This is a genomic window from Arenibacter catalasegens (genome assembly GCF_002909235.1).
In the GTDB taxonomy this organism is placed as follows: Bacteria; Bacteroidota; Bacteroidia; order Flavobacteriales; family Flavobacteriaceae; genus Arenibacter; species Arenibacter catalasegens.
Genome location: NZ_PHQQ01000002.1, coordinates 332,025 through 354,041, shown reverse-complemented (window position 1 = coordinate 354,041; position 22,017 = coordinate 332,025). Strand labels below are relative to the sequence as shown.

Here is a 22,017-nt window from a genome sequence, read left to right as displayed (position 1 = left end):
TATTTAACAACATCAATTCCATTTTCATCATGAAACGACCTTCAAATTATCTAGCATTTATTATTCTTTTGGTGGTAATGGTCGGGTGTAAAGATCAATCCAAAAAGGACAATTTGGCAAGCGCTGAACTATACATTCAAAAAGGGGATGTAAAACTCCTTGTGGGGACCCTTGCCGAAGGGGACGAACAAGGCATTTACCAGCTCGACTTTAATACTAAAACCGGCAAACTATCTAACAGTCAACATGTGGCTAAAGAGGAGAAACCTGGTTATTTATACCTTTCAAAGGATGGCGGGATGGTCTATTCTTCAAACGGAACAAAACCGGGGAGTGTATCGGCATTCCAATGGAACGAAGATAAAACAGCCCTGACCAGAGTAGGCAACTTGACCAGTAAAGGTGATGGCGCATGTTATATAGAATTAAGTCCCAATGAAAATCTTCTTGCTGCGGCAAATTATAGTTCTGGCAGTATTGTGCTATATCCCATGGATCAAAAGGGGGTAATGCTAAATGATCCACAAGGGATACAACATACGGGTAGTGGCCCGCATGCCAATCAGAAATTCGCACACGCCCACTGCGTAAAATTTTCCCAAAACGAAAATTTTTTATATGCAGTAGATTTGGGGATAGATCAGATTTTGACCTATCCAATAAATTCTGAGAAAAAACTGGATAAAGCGCAAGTCGGGTTACAATTGGATCCTGGGGATGGTCCCAGACATCTTATTTTCCACCCAACGAAAAACATGGCCTTTATTATCAATGAGCTGTCGAGTTCAGTTGTTTCTGCAGAGGTGGATCACAACACGGGAGTATATACAAAAATTGATAAAAAAAGTACGCTCCCTAATGACTACCAAGGACCAAACGCCTGTGCCGATATTCACATAAGTGCCGATGGAAAATTTCTGTACGCTTCCAATAGGGGTCACAATACTATAGCCGTATTCTCAGTATCCAATAATGGGGATTTAAAACTGAAAGAAAACGTACAGGTTCAAGGGGATTGGCCTAGGAATTTCACCTTATCGCCCGATGGAAAATTTTTATTGGTGGCCAATCAAAAATCGAATAACATAACTGTTTTTAAAGTTGATAAAAAGACGGGTCTCCTTAAATTTACTGGAAATGAGATATCTCTTTCACAACCTGTATGTTTAAAGTTCTAGATAAAATAAGCTGTCCGTTATGACCAATATCAAGCCAAAATCGATTGATTTAATAACGTTTCGTTTATCGGGAAATAAAATATGTGGAAAGGTGCGATCAAATATATATGGGTTATACCTTATTAGCTTCTAAAACCAAAATCATTAAAATTACCTAAATTGAAAAAATGAGAATTATTAAAAGGAATTTAATCCAGACCGTATTGGTTGTCCTGCTTTTGATAGGATGTAAATCTAAGGAAGAGAAAGTGGTGACTGCCGATGATAATGCCAAAAAGCCCAATATTGTATTTATTTACATGGACGATTTGGGTTATGGTGATATGAGTGCCTATGGTGCTACGGAGATCAGCACTCCTAATATGGATGCTTTGGCCAATGGCGGAGTACAGTTTACCAACGGTTATGCCTCTTCTGCTACATGTACACCTAGTAGATATGCTGTATTAACGGGCAGGTATCCCTGGCGCAACAAAGATGCTAAAATATTACCGGGAACTGCTCCTTTGATAATTGATACGGCTCAAATGACTGTGCCTAGAATGTTGCAAGAGGAAGGTTATGCCACTGGTATTGTGGGTAAATGGCATTTGGGACTTGGCAGTGGGAATGTGAATTGGAATGGAAGAGTGTCACCTGGTCCCAATGAAGTTGGTTTTGATTATTCCTATATTCTTGCAGCAACCCAGGATAGGGTGCCAACAGTGTATATTGCCGACGGTCACGTAGATGGATTAGATCCCAATGATCCCATAGAAGTGAGCTATGACAATAATTTTGAAGGTGAGCCAACAGGCTTGAAAAATCCAGAATTAACTACCATGAAATGGCATCATGGTCATAACAACAGTATTGTTAACGGTGTACCGAGAATTGGATTTATGAAAGGTGGGGAGGCTGCCAAATGGAGCGATGTTGATATGGCCGACCATTTTCTGGCCAAGGCCCAACAGTACGTGAAAGATCACAAAAAGGAACCTTTCTTTCTTTATTATGCTTTACAACAGCCACATGTACCCAGAACTCCGCACCCGCGTTTTGAAGGAAAATCAGGAATGGGTCCAAGAGGGGATGTTATTTTGGAGGCTGATTGGATGATAGGTGAGTTTATGAAAACCTTGAAGGAGGAAGGGATCCTTGAAAATACATTAATCGTCTTTTCAAGCGATAATGGTCCTGTAGTCAACGATGGTTATTACGACGACTCCGTAGATAAATTGGGTAATCATACCCCTTCAGGTATTTTACGAGGTGGCAAATACAGTTTATACGATGCGGGTACCAGGGTGCCATTTATCACCTATTGGAAAGGTACCATAACTCCTAGTAAATCTGACGCCTTGGTATGTCAGTTAGACTTGCTTACCTCCATGGCTACATTGGTTGGAAGTGATAAGATAGGTGAGGATAGTGAAAATCTTTTGGATGCATTTATGGGTAAATCCAAGGACGGAAGGGAAGAGTTGGTATTGGAAGCAACTTCAAGAACCGCCTTTAGAAAAGGTAATTGGGCAATGATTCCACCATATAAGGGGGCGCCAATTAACAAAATGGTAAACATTGAGTTGGGCAATGCAAAGGATTATCAACTGTTCGACCTGGAAAAAGATCCTAGTCAAAAGGGGAATTTGGCACTTTCCAATCCTGAAAAACTTAAGGAATTAATTAGGGATTTTGAAAAGATTAGAGGTAGTAGCGTTGAGGGTATCCAAGACTTGGAACTCAAATAAGGTGTGCCAAAAACACATGACTAGGAGGAAAGAATAGAAATTTGATAGATACAAAGATCAGCATTGTATCAATAGCTTGCCAGATCTTCCCGAGTATACGGTACAAATAAAAACCTTTGCACTCAAATGGAAAAGGGCTTATTGCTCAGGGAGATCCTGGATCACTGGAAAAGGGCTATGTCTTTGATATTTATTTTATTAAAGGAAGCGGTTGGATTACAATACCGGAGAGCGAATAAATGCACTTAAATGTATCAGGAGGGAACCGAGTAAGAAGAGGGTTAGCGTCTATTGTTTTTTTTCTGATCTACCAGAATAAAGAAAAGGGCTATTTTAAATACTAATTGAATGAACTATTTAAGTATAAAACTAAGTTTATTTCTGTTGATCGGCTACTACTCTTTTGGTCAAAAAGGGGAAATGGAGAAACCTAATATTGTGATCATTTATGCCGATGATATGGGATATGGAGATCTCAATTGTCAGAATGAAAATTCAAAAATACCAACTCCAAATCTGGATCAGTTGGCCTCTGAAGGTATGCGCTTTACTGATGCTCACAGTTCTTCAGGCATTTGTTCCCCAAGTAGGTATGCACTGCTCACAGGAACTTATCATTGGAGGAGACAATTCGGTATTGTGGGAGCCTTCGGAACACCTTTTTTTGACAAAAGTGATGTTACACTTCCGCAAGTATTAAAGGAAAACGGTTATAAAACGGCCTGTATTGGAAAATGGCATTTGGGGTGGAACTGGGAATTTAAAAATGATCCTAGCGGAAGGGTAATGCAATGGGGGAAAATACGGGAATTCTACCAGCCAGAAGATATAGATTGGGGTCAGCCTATTGGAGGTGGGCCTTTGGATCGAGGATTTGATTATTATTTTGGGGATGGGACCATTAATTTCCCACCCTATGCCTGGGTAGAGAATGATCGGATTGTTGAGCCGCCTACGGAAGTCATGGATGTCCATAATGTAGGTTATGATATTGAGGAAGGGGAATGGGAGTTTCGACCAGGACCCAAAGTAAAAGATTGGAACCCTTACAAGGTGTTGCCGACGCTGACTGAAAAAACGGTTCAATGGATAAACGAACAGGATCCTGGTAAACCCTTCTTTTTATATTTTGCGTTACCATCTCCCCATGCTCCTATAATTCCAAATGACGAATTTAAGGGCAAATCTTCGGCAGGACCCTACGGTGATTATGTTTATCAAACAGACTGGGTAGCTGGTCAAGTGTTAAAGGCCTTGAAAGAGAATGGGCTGGAAGAGAATACAATAGTTATTTTTTCTTCCGATAACGGACCGGAACACTACGCATTTGCAAGGGCTGAAAAATACGACCATTTTAGTATGGGAGAGTTTAGGGGATTAAAACGCGATGTATGGGAAGGTGGCCACCATGTGCCCTTTATTGTAAAATGGCCAGATCACATTGCGCCGGGGTCCGTTTCCAAAGAAGTCATATCCCAAGTAGATATTATGGCAACACTGGCATCGATTACCAATACAAGCCTACCTGAAAATTCTGCACCGGACAGTTATAATTTAACACCACTATTAAAAGGTAAAGTATATGGCTCTCCTTTACGAGAGGCTACGGTACATAATACCAATGAGAAAATCTGGGGACTTCGAAAGGGGAAATGGCTTTATATTAATGGCCCTTCCGGAGAACATTCCAAAATGCCCGATAGTTTTAAGGAACTTAGAAAGTATAAAGATTTTGAAACAGCAGGATTACTTTTCGATATGGACAAGGATGCCGAACAGCAAAATAACCTTTACGGTCAATATCCAGAAATTATTAAGGGAATGCAGGGCATATTACAAACCTATCAACAACAGGGGTATTCCATTAAATCTCCTAGAAAGTAAATAAGAAAATTACAGATAGCTGGGGTCACTGTGTGTTTTTTGTTCGGTAAAATTATAGCTGAATATAACGTTATAATGAATTTTAGGCCAGCCATTAATATCATCATTATGGGATTGTTGTTTCAGGACTGTGCTGATAAAAGTGAAACTACAGAGACCAAAAAGACGGCGATATCCAGGCCTAATATTATTCTTTTTGTAGCCGATGATTATGGAACGGATGACCTAGGGGTATATGGGAATAGGGTGATCTTGGGGTCACGATAACTCCTTACAAGGAACAGGTGTTAATTTATAATCCCTCAATTTTATTGCTGAATAATATTGATTTTTTTGGGAAGTATAGTCAAGAATTAATAAGGATGATTTACTGCTAAAACTAAAATTTAAATAACCTCAACATAATATACATTAAATAATGTCAAATTTTAAAATAAGTAATCTTTACTCCTCATGTTTTTCACCTCTATTGCTCTTACTTGGTTGTCTTTGTTGGAACAATCCATACGCCCAAGTAGCGCCACCGACCGTGGATGGTGAACGGCCCAATATTATTTATATACTAACAGATGATTTGGGTTACGGTGATGTGGGCTCGTTTTTTCAAAATCAAAGGCAGAAGGTCAACAACCGTAGTGAGCCTTGGGTGTTAACCCCACACTTGGACAAAATGGCTTCTGAAGGTGCCTTAATGCCCCATCATTATGCCGCTGCACCCGTTTGTGCACCTTCAAGGGCTTCACTTCTGTCTGGCTTAAGTCAAGGTCATGCCAATGTTAGGAATAATCAATTCGACAAGGCCTTGGCAGATAACCACACAACGGGCAACGTACTTCAGAAATTGGGCTATACCACTGCCGCCATTGGAAAATGGGGATTGATGGGGTCCAGTAAATGGTCAGAGGATGGAGATAGCTGGCCTGCGCATCCCGTAAACCGTGGGTTCGATTATTATTATGGCTATATGCGTCACAGGGATGGTCATGAGCATTATCCCAAAGAAGGCCTTTATAGGGGTGCAAAGGAAGTCTATGAGAATAAGATAGAAGTAAGTAAGGATTTGGATAAATGTTACACCGGAGATCTATGGACTGCCGTAGCCAAGAAATGGATTGTGGACCAAACAAAGGAACAAGGACCTAAGCAACCCTTCTTTATGTATTTGGCCTTTGATACCCCACATGCCGTTTTGGAACTGCCTACCCAAGCCTATCCCGATGGGGGAGGATTAAATGGAGGTGTACAGTGGACCGGGAAACCTGGTCAAATGATAAATACAGCATCTGGAACCATAGATTCCTGGGTACATCCAGACTATAGCAAGGCTACCTATGATCATGATAATAATGAAGCTACACCTGAAGTGGCTTGGCCTAATGTCTATAAGCGATTTGCCACGACTACCCGGAGAATCGATGATCAAGTAGGTGATATTTTAAAGCTATTATCCGATCTAAATATCGATCAAAACACCTTGGTGGTATTTAGTTCTGACAATGGGCCATCCATTGAATCCTATCTAGAAAAAGAGCCTTATGAAGCTAATTTTTTTAACAGTTTTGGGCCCTTTGACGGAATTAAAAGAGATCTTCTGGAAGGAGGCGAACGAATACCTACTATAGCCAAATGGCCCGCCCAAATTAAGGCTGGCCACGTGGTTAAATCACCTTCTATATCTTATGACTGGTTGCCAACGTTTACTGCTGCTGCCGGTACTCCAGCACCTGCAAATACTGATGGGGTTTCCTTGTTGCCTGCCTTGACAGGTAAAGGTGAACAACAGGAAAGTTCAATTTACGTGGAATATTTTCAAGGACAGAAAACCCCTAATTACGACGAATTTGCACCCAGTAACCGCGAAAGACTAAGGAAAGAAATGCAAATGATGAGGATAGGTGACTTGGTCGGACTCCGTTATGATATTAAAAATGCCGATGATGATTTTGAAATATACAATGTTATCAGCGATACCCAACAGACTAATAATTTAGCAGGTAATGTTTATATGAAGGAGTTGCAGCAAACTTTTAAAGATAGAGTACTGCAGGTACGCATGCCCAATGCAACTGCCCAAAGACCATATGACAATGCAGCCATTACCGCAAGTTCCGTGGACGGATTAACCAACGGACTCAGTTGGAAGGCCTACGAAAACCCAGCTCCTTGGTTACCGCAATTAAATTCATTACCGGCTACTGCAATGGGTAAGGTTACTTCCCTTGATTTTTCAGGAATAAAGTTGAATAAAGAGGAGTTGTTGCTTTTTGAGGGATATATTAATATTCCCGAGGATGGGGAATATACTTTTTCTATGAAGTCCGGAACTAAAGGCTTTTTAAAAATTCACGAGGCAAGTGTGATTGATGCCGATTATGGATATGAGGCTGGTACAACCAGAGAAGGGAGAATTACCCTAAAAGCAGGTTATCATCCTATTAAAATTTATTGCGGTAGTGATTCCAAGGGTGATGACTCTTTGGAATTGAGCTGGGAGGGTCCATCTTTTTCGAAATCCAAAGTCCCGGAAAATGTATATTTCACCAAGTAAAAAACAAATAGGTAATAATTAACCTAAAAGTCTTTTCCTATGAAAAATAGATTACCATTATCTTCCTTATTGTTGTTTGCCTTTTCCTTGGTAGCACAGGAAAGCCCGAATATTTACCAAGCAAAGGATAAACAAGTTTATTAATCCTTAAAGTTTTTGTGTCATATCAATTAATGGATCACTGGAGAAATCTAACAAGCAATTACATTAACCGATTCTAAGTACTTCTAGTATTTCTATGTCCATAGTGCCATGGTATGTAGGTATTTTGGACGGTACATACAGAATAGCAAAAAGTTGGTTTAATATGATGTACGTATATAAACCTAAGTTTAAAAAACGGACCTAATATATTTATTGTTCAGAACATAACTATCATACATATCAGCATTTTCCGGAACGGCACCTTCAATCTGTATCCATCCTTCATAGTTTATATCATCTATGGCTTTTTTCACTTCTTTAAAATCTACCTTGCCTTGTCCCAATAAATACCCATTCTCCTTGGCGTGGAATTCACAGATATTTTTTTTGCCCAACCATCGGATTTCCTCATAGATATTGTATCCCATTTTGTTGGAATTGGCCACGTCGTAATATACTTGTACGTTGGGAGAACCAACTGCGTCAATAATTTCCATATGTTCTTCCGCGCTTAGCCAGGATTCAATGCCTAGGATTATACCCTTGTCTTCCGCCTTTTCCGATACTTTTTTAAGTCTGCGAATCGTTTCTTGGGTGCCTTCCAAATCGTGCTTGAGGTCTCCCTTGTGAAAGAAAGCCAATAATACTACTCCCACGCCCATCTTTTTGGCAACATCTATACTATCTGAAACCCATTGCTCTGCTCGTGGGTCCGATTTATATGGAATGTTGTTCATTTCGCCAATGGCAATTCCTCCAATTTCAATTCCGTATTCGGAGCAGGCATTTTTATATTGTTGTTGAATCCTTTCATGTCTTAAATGCATATTGTTGCCCAGATTCCCCAAGCTGATCTGAACACCATCCAATCCGATTTTTTTGCCAACTTTTATAGCCTCTACTTCCGACATTTTTTGAATGGACCAATCGCAGGCTCCAATCTTAAATCGCCGTTCATTGTCCCTGGCAAAAACTTCATACGCACCTAAAATACTTAAACCGAATATTCCAACTGAGGATTTTAATACATCCCTTCTTGTTATTGAATTGCTCATAAACACATTTTTTAAATGGATCTAATGTCTATAGATTGCTATTTTTAAGCGTTAATAGGTAGGCGGAAAGATCGGCTAAATCTTGTTCCGTAAGACCTAGGGATATTGCATTTGGCATGATGCCCATTTTCATTTTCTCTTTGCTTTCAATGTCGTCAGCCGCTATAACCATCTGTTTTCCGGTCATGTCCTTTAGGACAGTAGTTTCTCCCTCTGAGAGCAGAAAACCGTACAGGGCCTGACCACTTATTGTTTTTATCATAACTGGTTCGTAACCAAATACGATGGAAGCGTTGGGATTAATAATGGCATCCAACAAAGCTGTTTGGTCGAATTTTTCTCCTATCGAAGATAGATCTGGCCCAATGTCGTTACCTGTAGTTCCGTTTTTATGACAGCTTATGCATTTTGAGAGGAAAACATTTTCACCTTTTGCAGTATCTTCCTTTAATTTTAAGAGTGCAGGTATAGAAAATTGCTTCCCCCCGGGTTTTGAAAAATGCTCACTGGCCAAAGTTCGAATTTCCAAGGTAGGGTTGTTGAAAATGTCTTCGGAAATTCCATTGATTATTTCACTTGGAAGTTTATCCATAGCGGCTAGATTTATCAACAGCCGACCTCCGATCAAACTCCCGGCCATTTCTTTTCCTGCGTTGATTCTTTTCGCTATGGTCGCTTCTTTGTTCAAAAGGGTTTCTTGTAAACCTGCAATTTCATCAGGAATACCATAGCCTTCACCGCTTTCTGCTTGCCAGTCCCATAGGGCATGCCAGTCGTTGCTCTTTCTGAAATTTAGCCACCATTGGGCCATTTCCTTTACAGTATTGTCAGAGCTTGATTTTTGAATGTCGAACATGGCAGCTACTGCATCCCGATCATTAATAAAGGCAAGGGCATCTACAGCTTGAATCTTAAGTTCAGTGGATAAGCCCTCCGCAATGGTCCTGTCTTTTAAGGCATTAATGGCCGATTTTGGATGAATACGCCAAACAAGTGACGCAAAGGCATCTGACCATTTGGATGGGTCTTGGGGTTGGTCATTAAGAATTTCTTGATAGATCATTTCTTCCTTTCCGTCCGCAGCCATTCCCAATGCTTCCAGATACCATGCATCGTTGCCATCATAGCCGTTAAATAATTCCTTGATCAATTGGCCACTATCCTTCCAAGACTTGTCGCGCAAGGAAATAGCGACTTCCCTTCTTACTTGTGGTGAAGGATCGTGGACCGCAATAGAAGCAAAATCTAAAAAGGATTCAGAATCATCTTTCAAGGCACGGTAAGCTACTAGCCTTAATCGTGGGTCCGCTTCATTTTTCAATATGTTTTTTACAATCACTTTTCCTTTGGATCCAAGATTGGACAACAGCCAGATAGCCCGTGATTGGTGATAGGGATTGTCTGAATCCAATATTTTTTTAATCTCGTCCAAGACTTGTTCACCTTGCTCTAATAATTTTTCATAGCCTTGGCTTCTTACATTAATTGCGGGATTGAGGAGGGCCGAGATCTGGCCTTCGGTAGTGGTCAGATCTATTTTCGGGGTTTTAAGTACTTTTCCTTTAGGGCTAATTCTATAGATTCGGCCGTAGCCCAAGGTGTCTTTCATCTGGTGACCACCTACCACTGGATCGTACCAATCGGCTACGTAAATGGCGCCATCTGTTCCAACGGCTACATCACTGGGTCGGAACCACTTGCGTTTATCCTCATCAATATCGTTCCAAACATAACCTTCGGTAGATTCCTGTGTTGAGGTAATTAAATCGCGCCTATTTAGGTCAAATCCAGCGCCTTGGGGTGAAGGTTGGTACGCAAATATAACATTGCGCCCGGCATCGGCACTTAAGAGCATGCCCCTATATTCTGGACCAAAGGCGTCTCCTTCATAGACGACTACCCCGGTTGGAGAACCTGCTCCTGAATTATCCCCAGCGGGCATAACACCTGGATCTTCCTGGTGCCAGTGGGCAGAAAAAATGTCCTGGTCCGGTTTGCGGTCCGCCTGCCAGGTGCGTTTGCCGTTAGCATTAAAATAACCAGCGTTGCCACCTTCCATAAGCCAACTTACCCTACAGGTCACTACTTGGTCATCATTGTCGTTTTGCCACATATTACCATAAGAATCCAACGCCACCTCGTAGGAGTTTCTAAAATTGTGGCCAACAACTTCTAGGCCGGTACCGTCATTGTTCATTCTCAGGGCGAGACCGCCAACCCAAATGCGGCCATCATCACTGACCTGTGCGGGCTCATTTTTATCGTTGTATGGAGTTCCCCCAGTATAGACGCTTCCAGAACGGAGTTCCCAACCGGCTTTATCGGTTACACCGTGGGGTCCGGCATTTCCAGTATTGAAATACCATTTTCCGTCTGGACCTACGACGAGCGAATGTAGGCTGTGATCATGGTCGAAGCCGCCAAACCCAGTAAGAAAAGCTTCTTTTTTGTCGGGCACGTCATCCCCATTTTCGTCGGTGTAGACAAATAAGGTGGGTGCACAGGACACGAACACCTTGTTTCCAACCACTGCTATGCCCAAGGGGGCCACTAGGTCTTTATCCTGGACAAATACTTTGGAGGTGTCGCTTATCCCATCCCCATCTGTATCTTCTAGAATCATTACCCGATCTCCTTGGTCGAAATTTAGGTGGTGTTTTGGGTCGTTATTAAAATCCCTATAATTAACAGCTTCGGTAACCCAAATTCTTCCCTTTTCGTCTACATCCATATTTGTCGGATTATATAAGGAAGGGGATTCTGCCCATAAGCTCACTTGCCATCCTTCTGGCACACTAAAATCATTGTCAATATTAGTTTGGAAATTAAGTTCAGGGGTTGTGTAGTTCGCATTTCTAGGATCTGTGCACCCTGTAAAGGAACAGACCATGGCGGTGGAAATACCTAGAGATAATAATTTGACTTTAATTCCCTTTATAAATCCCATATGGAAAATTGATTATTTTAACATGTGCATACAAGTTAAAATTTAATTTCAAATTACAGGACATTTTCCGTGAAAAATTGAGATGGCCATTCTTAGTTTAATATGGTTGGGGTTGGTTTTTATAATTGCGCCAAGTGATAGAGATGTGTTGAAGTCGTCTCCGTGGGCCAGATAATTTGTTTTTATTGTAAAAATCTAAAAATCAACATTATATATGTTTGTTTAAAGCTCGGGAAATGATTTATCGTTTATGGTGTTATGATGGTTGGGTCAATGAGTTAGGAAACAAGCTGGGGATAGTTTATTTTTGTAGTGAGTACAAATCAAAATTCTCTCAATAATTAACTTGTCTGTACAATCTTTGCGGTTTATATGAAGAGGACTTCATTTACGTTGCTCTTGTAAAGTGGCTGAGGGATAATAAATTTTAGGATTAGAATACCAGTATATTGAAAAGTGAAAAAGATAAAGAAATACCATCAGATTCAGGAGTATATAAAAAAAAGGATACAAACACAAAAGTATCCGCCCGATAGTTATTTGCCTTCGGAAAATGAATTTTGTGTGCAGTTCAGCACTACTAGGACAACGGTTAGAAAAGCCTTGGACGAATTATTGAAGGAGGGTTTTATAGAGAAGGAACACGGTAAGGGCAGTAAGGTCCTGGAGCGGGGTAAATATTTAGGACTATTGTCTGTCAAAGGTTTTTCGGGTTCCACGGATTATAATGTAAAGACCAAGGTGACGGAAGAGCCTAAAATAGTGGAATGGGATCCAGTTATAGTTTTTCCTTTATCCGAAGATGAAAGAAGTTCACAATGCGTTTATTTTCAAAGAGTACGCTACATAGAAGACAAACCAGTGGTCTTGGAGAATAATTGGTATGCCTTGAACGCTTTGGAGCCCATTAAGTCAGATGAATTTGTAGAGGGTTCTTTTTTTAAAACCCTTAGTCAAGAATACTTAATAGAGATAATGGGGGCGGAACAAGAATTAAGGTCGATAGCCGCTACCAAGGAAATAGCAGACAAATTAGGGGTGGAGGTTGGTGTCCCAATTCTTCATATCTCCATTAGGTTTAGGACCAGTAGGCCTAATTTGAACCTTTATGGGGATTTGTATTGTAATACCGCTGAATATCCCATAAGAAATAGTTACTTTCTGTAACACAAGGGTTTTGTGTTTTCAATTGGTTAGAACCTTATTTTAGATGCTAACGATCCAATCCATTGGATAATCAATTGCCGGTCAACGCATGGGATTAGGATTTGGAAAAGGCATATAATCTTTTGGGATTGTCAAAAAATAATTTCTTGTAATGGACTTCCAGTCCTTTGGATTTTAGGAATGTGGGGATAGTTTCGATAAGATAATTTAATCCTGGGCCACCTCCGTAACTTTTCCAATAGGCATTTTTGGCCATATCCATTCCTAAGGTAATTTGATCGGGATATTCGGGAAGAAGGTGTTCCAAGAGTTTTAAGGTATAGTTGGGTTCGTTTTCTTTCCAGCGAAAGGCACTGTCGTATTCCACTCGAACTCCTATATCGAGTACGGCTTTGTTGTAGTTGATTTCTTTTGCTCGATCTACATGGGACAATACCACATGTTCTAGGTTTGCTCCCAATTTTTTAAACAGTTTGGCTTGTTCCAAGGCCTGATTTCCAAAATTGGTATGTGTTAAAATTGGGGCTCCTGTTTCCAAATGAGCATTGACCACTGCCCTGAAAATTTTTTCTTGATGCTTGTCAATAGGGTTATTTCCTGTAGCCAATTTTATAAGTCCTGCTCTATATTCAGTCCTCAATACATTAGGTCCGGAATAATCAAATTGATCAATGCCGTTTTCAATATCCGCGATAAAAAGTTGAGACAATTGATCTTCTGTATAGCTAAATCTCCAATGATTTTTGGGATAATAAATCTCCAAATGGATTCCTGTGGGCACAATGATATTTACCCCACTCAACCGACTTACCTTTACAGATTTCAATATATTACGACCACAATTGGCGGGCATGGTATCTACAACGGTTCTACCTCCCTCCTTATAAAAATTTTTTAGCTCCTTTGAAATTTTATCTACATCGTTCAATAAAAATTCTGGGTGTGCGGCGGTTACATAACTATCTTCTATGATAATATGCTCATGGGAATAGGTCAAACCCATTTCTGAAGTTGGCTTGTCGCCCAAAACAGTTCTAAAGAATTCTTGAGACATATCTTATTTATTATTTTCCCATCCGTTTCGGGATGTATCCGCTACTTTATCAGGCATTTCTAAAATTGCACCAACTGCTATCAAAGCATCCTGTAGTTTATTAAAATCGATATTTTTTGCATTTTGATCGGTATCCAAAGAGATCTTGGCAGCCAGACCGGCTGCCTGCCCCATACTCATGGTCTGTGCCATTGATCGGCAAGAAGCATGGGCATCATGGGTGGCCGAGAAGCAACGGCCAACGACCCAAGTATTTTGACTCTCTTTGGGTACAATTGTACCGTAGGGAACCCCATAAGCTCCTCCTTTGGGTACATATTGCCAAAAAGTTTCCGAATCTCCCTTGTCCGATTTGCGATGGTCTTCTATCGGGGCGCCGCAAAGAAAAATTTGATCATCGAAGGTCTTGGCGTTTATACAGTCTTCTTTTGTAAGGCGATATTCGCCGAATACCCGTCGTGTCTCCCTTACTCCAATTTGATGGGAAAGCCCTATGATCTTGGCATTTTGATATCCAGGAACTTCCGCTCTGAAAAAATCTTCAAAAATAAAGGATTGCCGGCGACCTTCTATTTCGGCCTTGGTAATGCCTTCTAAATCCAAAGGGTCTAGATCTACCACTTTTACGGCCACAGTAGAAATGCATTTGGGCTGGCACATTTCATGTGCGGAACCTTCCTTGCGGGGAAGGCCATAAGTTTCTTTTTCATAAGCTTCTGCCATCTTCTCTTTCAACATTTTTTTTCCTCCTGCAGCCTCGTATTCTTTCAGTTCTACATTGGCCATACGGAAGGTAGTGGTCATACTTTGGGCTGATTCTTTTTCGCCGGCACGTTCATAAGGGATACCTGCCCAATGACAATAATCCGCGTCACCCGATGCGTCTATAACCCTTTTTGCTGTTATGGAAAAAAAGCCAATTCCTTTATGGAAAAAAATGCAAGTGGATGTTTCTCCCGCCTTTTCCACTCCCACTAATGTTGAATGATAGTAAATTTGAACCCCATTTTGTTGTAAAAGATGGTCCCAAACGAGTTTTAGCTTTTCCGGGTTGTAATTAACACCTGTACCGGCACCATAGGTATTGGGCCTTAGGAAAATATCACCGGATTGGTTTAAGGTATTCACTATTGTGTCGGGGATGCCACCTGCAATTTTTTTTGGAGATTCTGATGGAGTGAAAAAACCGTAAAAGGTATCCAGCATCTGGGTTGAGGTGCCACCTGGAAAACCATAACGCTCCACTAATGTAACTTTGTGTTTTCCTTTCGATGCGGCAATGGCTGCGGTAGAACCTGCGCTACCGCTCCCAATAATGAGGATGTCTGTGTGAAACGATTTAGAAATTACGGGAGAAAAGTTCATGATGATTATTAGTTAAAATCCAAAAAGGGAATAATAACATAGCATATAGGTGCTGCGCTATTAAATTTCACTGGATTTGTTCCCTATATTTTGATATAATTTTGCTATCAAATGGGCGTGTTCGTCATAAGCCGATTCGAAAAGGTCGACGGCGCGTTTTTCACCTACAATTTTACCACTGCTCAATACTTTAGGCGATTTTCCATTCTCATGTAATATTTTGGCGACCTCCGCTTTGATACAATTTATAAGCATAACCCCGCCTAAGGTAGAACCAGGTGCAACGGGAGAGTCCAAGCCCTCTAAATATATCATGGCATCGCCCAGAGGTGCTCCTGTATCCAATACAATATCTGCAAAATCTGTTAATTTTCTACCATCCGATTTTTTTGAGGTACTACCTTCCAGATGCAGTTTACTTACCAAGGCTACTACCTTTATATTCCTTTTTTGAAATTCTTCTGCCATTTCAATAGGAACCACATTGCACCCACTAGAGGATATAACCAAGGCGGTGTCCTGCGGACTAGTGTCAAAATTACGTAGAATTCGTGCGGCCAAGCCGGATACATTCTCAAGAAACATGGCTTGACGCTGCCCATTGGCACCGACCACCAAATTATGAAAGGATAAAGAAAGTTCTACTATAGGGTTGAAGCCAGGAAAGGACCCATATCGTGGCCACATTTCTTCCACCATCATTCGGCTGTGGCCAGATCCAAAAAGGTGCACCATTCGTCCATCTAAAATGGATTGGGCAAAAATTTGGGCAACTTCTTGAATCTTCGATTCCTGTTCCGCTATAACGGAGATAATTTCTTTACCCTTTGCTAGATACTCTTTTGTTACGCTCATTTTTAAATTATGCTTTTGTATTCTTTAATTGAAGTCCTGTCAAATGTATTTTAACCATACTGCCCTTCGCTAATGCTCCAGCCTCCATCTACAGCTAAAACTTGTCCGGTGATGAATTTAGAATCTGGATGTAAGAACATTAATACGGCGTTGTTGATGTCCTCCGAAACCCCGGGGCGCCCTCCGTCCAAGGGTTGTTTGGTTTTGAGGAATTCTAAAATTTTATCATCTTTTATTGCCCTTTGGGCCATAGGGGTAACAAACAGACTTGGGGCAATAACGTTTATTCTGATATTGTGCTCTGCATAATAGGCTGCAATCGATTTAGAAAAACCTAATATGGCTGATTTGGCCGCGGCATAGGCATGGGTGGTGAAATATTTAGGGGAAGGGGAGTAGCCCAACACTGACCCCATATTTAAAACGGTTCCCGATTTTTTATGTTCAAGGAAATAATTTATTATGGCCTGATTGGACAACATTAGGGAAGTCAGGTTTAGTTCCATGGTTTTGTTCCAGCCTTCCAATGTTAGTTGATCCAATGCTCCATCACCCCATTTTCGACCACTTCCACCGGCAACGTGAAATAGTCCACTAATGTATCCAAAGGTCTTATGTGTTATTTTAATGGCTGTTTTAATGGTCTCTGGGTTGGTGGCGTCACCATCCATGCTAATGCTGCCCATACCTAGGATTTCCTCCGCTTTTTGGCAATTTTCGGAGTTTCTTCCAACTACCATTAGGTTGGCGCCTTTTGCCTTTAAGGCGATGGCAGCGGCCAGTCCCATTCCGGTTGTGCCGCCCATTATTATATAAGTGCTGTTTTTAAAATCCATAGTACTTTGTAAGGTAATCCATAGATGCTTTTTTCGTAAAGGGCATGTACGCCACGTAGTACATTTATGTTTTATTTTTAAAGTATTCTCTACCTTATAGTAGGTCTAATTACTCCGATAATGATTGGAGCAAAAGTTACTTATTACCGACTTGGGCAATATGATTTTATCTTTTGCCGTGGGTTACTTTTTGCGTAACTACACCTGTTTGTTTATGTTTTAATATCGCTTTAGTGTCCCCGTTGGGTAACACTTCTTCCTTTATTAAATAGTGGTCATCATCAAAGGAATTCCATTTTTTTTCGATTTCTTCAGGTTCATCACCCCGCCAATCCTTTAAAATAACGGGCTCCCATTGTTTGGTATCTGCAGATTTGAAAGCCGCATCGAGAATGGCATTCACGACATAACCATCATAGAATGTTTCAAGAGGCTGTCTTTTTTCTTCTATAGCAGTAAACATATCGGTAAACATATGGGGATAACCAAGTTCGTGCGATTCGTCTCCAACGGGAAATAGCCAGCCGGAATTGGATTCTGCCTTTTCGGCAACATAGCCATCACCTCCTTTTCCTGTGGTGAACATTTCAAAGCCGGTCCGTAAAAAGCTATTGATCCAAATGGTGCCTTCTGTGCCCATGACCTCGTCCCGGAGATCCATTCCACCACGGAACGTCCAGCTTACTTCAAATTGCCCAATGGCACCGTTGGCATATTTTACGAGTCCAATGGCATGGTCTTCGGCATCTATGGGATGTACTTGGGTGTCCGCCCAGCACATGACTTCCAAGGGTTTTATATTTTTACCAATAAAATTTCGACTAATTTCCACACAATGGCAACCTAAGTCGATAATAGCGCCTCCTCCAGATTTTTCCTTGTCCCAGAACCAATCACTATGTGGCCCAGGGTGCGTTTCCCTTGATTTTGTCCAAAGTACTTTACCAATGTCACCACGCCGTATACTTTCCATGGATTTAAGGAATTTTGGGGTATAGCATAAATCTTCCAGATATCCTCCAAAAATGCCAGCTTCCTCTACGAAGTCCAACATGCGTTTGGCTTCCTCGGCCGTACGTCCTAAAGGTTTTGTGCAGATGACATGTTTTTTAAATTTGGCACATTCGCGTACAGCTGCTTCATGTAGATGATTGGGTAGGGATATAAGAACCACCTCAACCTCAGGATGTGTAATAGCTTCTACCATTGAGGTAGTGTAGTGCGGTAGGTTATAATCGTCTGAAAACCGTTTGGCGTTTTCCTTATTTCGTGAGAAGACCATCACCAAATGATCTTTTCGTCTTTGTGAATGTAGCGATTCGGCATAAAATCGGGCAATGAAGCCAGAGCCTAGCATGGCAATTTTCATATAGGTGCTTTTTGTTTTTATCGAGCTCTATGGTCTGTTTCTAGGTGCGTATTTTCAATTGACATTTTTTCACCAAGTAATTCCTATTATCTAGAAGAAGTTAGTAAACAAGTTTTAAAACGTGATTAAGTAAATATAATAATTTTACTTGTACGTACAAGTTTTAAAAGAAAGAAGTTTGGTTTGTACCACATGATCAAATTGAAGTTTTGAGAATCGAGGCCTTTTGAATGGATAAATTACCCATTTAATTAAAGACCGTATATGTGGCATTTAATCACGGTATAATTAGAATTAGGATAGGGGATGCATGGCTTGAAGAAATGAGTGAATTCCCAGAACTCAAAATCGATTTTGAAAATATTAAATTGTTAAGGCAAGGATAATAAAAATAACAAGAATGGCAGATGGTGATATAGACTACTATCTACGGCTTTTGGGAAATCATTAAATAGTAGCCCATATCGTTATAATGTGCTATGCCGTGAAGGAGTAAAAGTTTAAAATTGATTCTTTGGCCCCTCATTGTTTTTTCTGTTTTCCAAATCGTAAATGGAATCCAGGTCTATCGTATGGATCCTTTTTGAAAAAAACATTCCATGTAGAATTACTAAAATAGTTCCTCCTGCAAAGCAAAGATTCAGTATGAGTATAATGCTTATGATCTGTGACATGATAATTATTTTTTAAGGTTATACAAATGTCGAAAACAGGGGAAGCTCTATGTTATATAATTATTACAATCAGTTATATAATTACACTAAAATGGACGGTTTAAAAACCGAAAGTGCTTTTATATTTTAATTGGAAAACTAGAGATCCATTCTAATTCTTACGGAAGATAGTAAGTATATGTAATCCCTTGAACGGGAATTGTATAGTTGGTAAGATTTTCTGCACAATCTGCTTAAAAGTAAATGGTTGTTCAATCGGGAAGTGATCTATTTTTATGTTTGGGGTGTATGCCTAAGCAGATAAGAAGCCTTATTCCAAAATAATCCAAGTATTGGACGAATTGTGCTTTCCCTCGATTACTATTTTATAAAATTTGGAGGAGTATTTGCCTAAATTAATTTGTGTCCTATTGCTACTGGCCTTTACTTTTTGGACTAATTTATAACGGTCGTTAATACCATTTTTAAAACCGTTTCGGGTACTTAGATAAACTTTCAGTTTTTCATTGCTGTTGTAGCTTTTCCAGCTAAGGGTTAACTCTTTTTCTTGGAGGGTTGCCTTTAAATCGCTTATAGAAATCGGTCCTGTAATGGATACCCCATCTATTTCGAAAACTCGATCGCGCTTTGGTGAAATTCCCAAACTTCTAATCATGGCAGGCAAAATATCTACTATACCAGGTGTACCTTTCCTAAAGTAATCGTTTACATCGGGAGAATTGGTTACGATCCATGTGGAACGCTCCCGTTCTGTTTGCCCACCATGTCCCTTGCCTGTTTCTTTGTCTCTCCCATGATCAGTAGTGATGAATATTTGCCAATCCTCGCTATAGTTGTTTTGTCTATATTCCATAGCTTCCGATAGTCGCCCTATTTGTTGGTCCATAATGCTTATGGCGTTATGAAATTGCTCGCTGTCTCCATATCGGTGTCCCATATCATCCGTATATTCGAGGTACACCCATGAAATATCCGGACTTTGGTCCTTGATGTATCTAGCGGCCTCATTAACTACTTTTTCATCAATTTTATGAATGTACTGTCGGTCTTCGTCATGGGGAAAGTTTAGGGTGTCCAATTCAAAGCCATCATAATGATAATTTAAGAGTAGGTGATCGGTTTGCGGTAGGCTCTCTCCGACGAGTTTTGTTCTATTGTCCAACCAAGTCGAGAAAATGGCTGTTTTCAATTCGGGCTTATGTTCTTTTGCATATCTAAAAACAGTCCAATAATTATAATTGGGATCTTTAATACTGTTGCCCCATACATTGTGTTTATTGGCCCAGGTGCCGGTCAACAAACTATTGTAACCCACTGCTGAGATAGTAGGCGTTTCTGAATAGCCGTCCTTTATGCCTCCAACATAGGCACGGGTATACCCGCCCACCTTGGCAATTGCATCCAAATTAGGTGTGTCTAATTTTTCTATGACGTCTGCGGAAATGCCATCTACAATAACAAATACTATTTTTGAATTTTGATGCTGTCCAAAGAGGGCATGGCTATAAATAAAACTGAATAGAAGAATTACAATGGAATATTTCAAGGGTTCGGCTTTTTCTTGTTCATTAAATTTAATATGTGCGGTATAAATTTAATTTTATTTATTTTCTATTGGGGGCTCAGTCTTAAAAGTTTTTCTATTTCTCTATGGTTGAAGAAATAATTATGCCTATTTGGATCCTATAATAAATTTAATTTTGGAAAAATATTGCATAAGGTTGTTTTAAACTCTTAAAATTGGTGTAATTTTGGCGCACTATTTTCTGTAATTACAGTAATGGGGTATTAGCTCAGTTGGTTTAGAGCGCTGCCTTGACAGGGCAGAGGTCACTGGTTCGAATCCAGTATGTCCCACAAAAAAAACACCTCGATCTTAATTGGCTATAAGAAATCGAGTATCCTTTCCAAGGCCATGCCTCTGGACCCCTTAATAAGTATCGTGGCGTGGTCCAAAGTATTATTTTGAAGTAATTCCATTAGCTGTTCAAAAGATTTGTATTTGTTTAGGTTACTTTTTGTTTTAAAAAAGTTCTCCCCTATTAAATACACTTGGTCAAATTTCATTTCCATGGCTAGATCGGAAATATCTTGATGTTCTTTTTCTGCGGTTTTCCCAAGTTCGAACATATCCCCTAAAAAAATAATTTTATGGTCGGCCTTTAATTGCTGAAAACTTTCTAGTGCAGCAGTCATACTTGTAGGATTGGCATTATAGGCATCCAATATTATATGATGCCCATTTTTATTAATTATTTGGGAACGATTGTTTTGTGGTGCATAATTTTCTAATCCGTCTTTGATTTTAACAATGTCCACATTAAAATATTTCCCTATTAAAATAGCTGCACAGCAATTGGTGAAATTATAGCGACCTACAAGTTGAGTCGAAATATTGGTATTGTCAACTGCTATCTGAACAAATGGATCGGCACCAATAAGCTTTATGTTAAAGAATTGGGTGTCATCCTGACTATACCCGAATTTTTTTACTACAGAACCTAGTTTGTTTTTTTGAATTGGATCATCTGCATTAAAGAAAATCGATTTATCATGGCTAGTAAGATAGTCGTATAGCTCGCTCTTGGCTTTAATAACTCCTTCCTCGCTACCAAATCCCTCTAAATGTGCCTTTCCAAAATTGGTGATATATCCGTAATCTGGCATTGCCAATTGGCAGAGGAAATCTATTTCCTTAGGGTGATTTGCTCCCATTTCCACAATAGCTATTTCGGTATCAGGAGCTATTGAAAGTAGGGTTAATGGAACGCCTATGTGATTGTTTAGATTGCCCTTAGTTGCAATAGTTTTATATTTTTTTGAAAGCACATTGGTAATGAGTTCTTTTGTAGTTGTTTTACCATTACTCCCAGTTAGACCAATTACCTTTGCTTTGCAATAATTTCTATGAAATTGAGCTAAATTTTGGAGTGTTGTAAGTACATCCTTAACTAATATTAGATTGGCATTACCGGCAGTTTTCCCTTCATCTATAACAGCGTATGCAGCACCCTTTTTTAAAGCTTCCGCTGCGTACTCATTTCCATTGAAATTATCACCCTTTAGCGCGAAAAAGAAACAATTCTTACTAATTTTTCTAGTGTCGGTACAAACCTGTGGGAACTTTAAAAAAAGTTGGTGTATTTGCTCTACTGTCATAAATCTAAGATATAAAAAAAGCCCTTTTTACAAAGGGCTTCTTAATATTTTT

The 22,017-nt window shown here is 40.0% G+C and carries 16 protein-coding genes and 1 tRNA gene; 7 read left to right on the top strand and 10 right to left on the bottom strand.

Annotation, left to right across the window (positions count from 1 at the left end; translation table 11 throughout):
- Positions 1 to 29 precede the first annotated feature (29 nt).
- From CWD90_RS03410 to CWD90_RS03390, 5 genes are all read left to right on the top strand, one after another.
- The gene (locus CWD90_RS03410; RefSeq protein ID WP_103474515.1) at positions 30 to 1,178 is read left to right on the top strand and encodes a lactonase family protein; all 1,149 of its coding nucleotides are present in this window, start codon (positions 30 to 32) and stop codon (positions 1,176 to 1,178) included.
- A 167-nt stretch (positions 1,179 to 1,345) separates the two neighbouring features.
- Positions 1,346 to 2,908, top strand: a complete 1,563-nt coding sequence (locus tag CWD90_RS03405; protein WP_103474514.1) for a sulfatase family protein — start codon at positions 1,346 to 1,348, stop codon at positions 2,906 to 2,908.
- Positions 2,909 to 3,256: 348 nt separating this feature from the next.
- Positions 3,257 to 4,792, top strand: coding sequence for a sulfatase family protein (locus CWD90_RS03400; RefSeq protein ID WP_103474513.1), 1,536 nt, complete (start codon positions 3,257 to 3,259; stop codon positions 4,790 to 4,792).
- A 75-nt stretch (positions 4,793 to 4,867) separates the two neighbouring features.
- Positions 4,868 to 5,059, top strand: coding sequence for a hypothetical protein (locus CWD90_RS03395; protein ID WP_103474512.1), 192 nt, complete (start codon positions 4,868 to 4,870; stop codon positions 5,057 to 5,059).
- Between the two features lie 151 nt (positions 5,060 to 5,210).
- Complete coding sequence (locus CWD90_RS03390; RefSeq protein ID WP_103474511.1) at positions 5,211 to 7,340, top strand: sulfatase-like hydrolase/transferase; 2,130 nt, start codon at positions 5,211 to 5,213, stop codon at positions 7,338 to 7,340.
- Between the two features lie 332 nt (positions 7,341 to 7,672).
- On the opposite strand, the gene CWD90_RS03385 is transcribed toward CWD90_RS03390, so the two are convergent.
- On the bottom strand, positions 7,673 to 8,539 hold the full coding sequence (locus CWD90_RS03385; protein ID WP_205161194.1) for a sugar phosphate isomerase/epimerase family protein: 867 nt from the start codon (positions 8,537 to 8,539) through the stop codon (positions 7,673 to 7,675).
- A 28-nt stretch (positions 8,540 to 8,567) separates the two neighbouring features.
- Positions 8,568 to 11,486 (bottom strand): PVC-type heme-binding CxxCH protein, encoded by a 2,919-nt coding sequence (locus CWD90_RS03380; protein WP_103474510.1) that lies wholly within the window; start codon positions 11,484 to 11,486, stop codon positions 8,568 to 8,570.
- Positions 11,487 to 11,942: 456 nt separating this feature from the next.
- On the opposite strand from CWD90_RS03380, the gene CWD90_RS03375 reads away from it, so the two are divergent.
- Positions 11,943 to 12,653: a GntR family transcriptional regulator gene (locus CWD90_RS03375; RefSeq protein ID WP_103474509.1), complete on the top strand. Its 711-nt coding sequence runs from the start codon at positions 11,943 to 11,945 to the stop codon at positions 12,651 to 12,653.
- A gap of 94 nt (positions 12,654 to 12,747) precedes the next feature.
- Here the strand turns inward: CWD90_RS03375 and CWD90_RS03370 are convergent, their stop codons facing one another.
- The 7 genes from CWD90_RS03370 to CWD90_RS03345 all read right to left on the bottom strand — a co-directional run bounded on the left by CWD90_RS03370 (position 12,748) and on the right by CWD90_RS03345 (position 20,352).
- Entirely contained in the window at positions 12,748 to 13,707 is a 960-nt protein-coding gene (locus tag CWD90_RS03370) for a phosphotriesterase family protein (protein ID WP_103474508.1), read from the bottom strand.
- Between the two features lie 3 nt (positions 13,708 to 13,710).
- Entirely contained in the window at positions 13,711 to 15,072 is a 1,362-nt protein-coding gene (locus CWD90_RS03365; protein WP_103474507.1) for an FAD-dependent oxidoreductase, read from the bottom strand.
- A 60-nt stretch (positions 15,073 to 15,132) separates the two neighbouring features.
- Complete coding sequence (locus CWD90_RS03360; protein WP_103474506.1) at positions 15,133 to 15,927, bottom strand: sugar isomerase domain-containing protein; 795 nt, start codon at positions 15,925 to 15,927, stop codon at positions 15,133 to 15,135.
- 50 nt (positions 15,928 to 15,977) lie between these two features.
- Entirely contained in the window at positions 15,978 to 16,763 is a 786-nt protein-coding gene (locus tag CWD90_RS03355) for an SDR family NAD(P)-dependent oxidoreductase (protein WP_103474505.1), read from the bottom strand.
- A gap of 166 nt (positions 16,764 to 16,929) precedes the next feature.
- Positions 16,930 to 18,132: a Gfo/Idh/MocA family protein gene (locus CWD90_RS03350; RefSeq protein ID WP_103474504.1), complete on the bottom strand. Its 1,203-nt coding sequence runs from the start codon at positions 18,130 to 18,132 to the stop codon at positions 16,930 to 16,932.
- Between the two features lie 500 nt (positions 18,133 to 18,632).
- The gene (locus tag CWD90_RS22960) at positions 18,633 to 18,806 is read right to left on the bottom strand and encodes a hypothetical protein (RefSeq protein WP_157941149.1); all 174 of its coding nucleotides are present in this window, start codon (positions 18,804 to 18,806) and stop codon (positions 18,633 to 18,635) included.
- A 310-nt stretch (positions 18,807 to 19,116) separates the two neighbouring features.
- Entirely contained in the window at positions 19,117 to 20,352 is a 1,236-nt protein-coding gene (locus CWD90_RS03345) for an alkaline phosphatase family protein (RefSeq protein ID WP_103474503.1), read from the bottom strand.
- A 236-nt stretch (positions 20,353 to 20,588) separates the two neighbouring features.
- On the opposite strand from CWD90_RS03345, the gene CWD90_RS03340 reads away from it, so the two are divergent.
- Positions 20,589 to 20,663: transfer RNA gene (locus CWD90_RS03340), tRNA-Val, on the top strand.
- Positions 20,664 to 20,690: 27 nt separating this feature from the next.
- On the opposite strand, the gene CWD90_RS03335 is transcribed toward CWD90_RS03340, so the two are convergent.
- Positions 20,691 to 21,965 (bottom strand): UDP-N-acetylmuramoyl-tripeptide--D-alanyl-D-alanine ligase, encoded by a 1,275-nt coding sequence (locus CWD90_RS03335; RefSeq protein ID WP_103474502.1) that lies wholly within the window; start codon positions 21,963 to 21,965, stop codon positions 20,691 to 20,693.
- Positions 21,966 to 22,017: the final 52 nt, after the last annotated feature.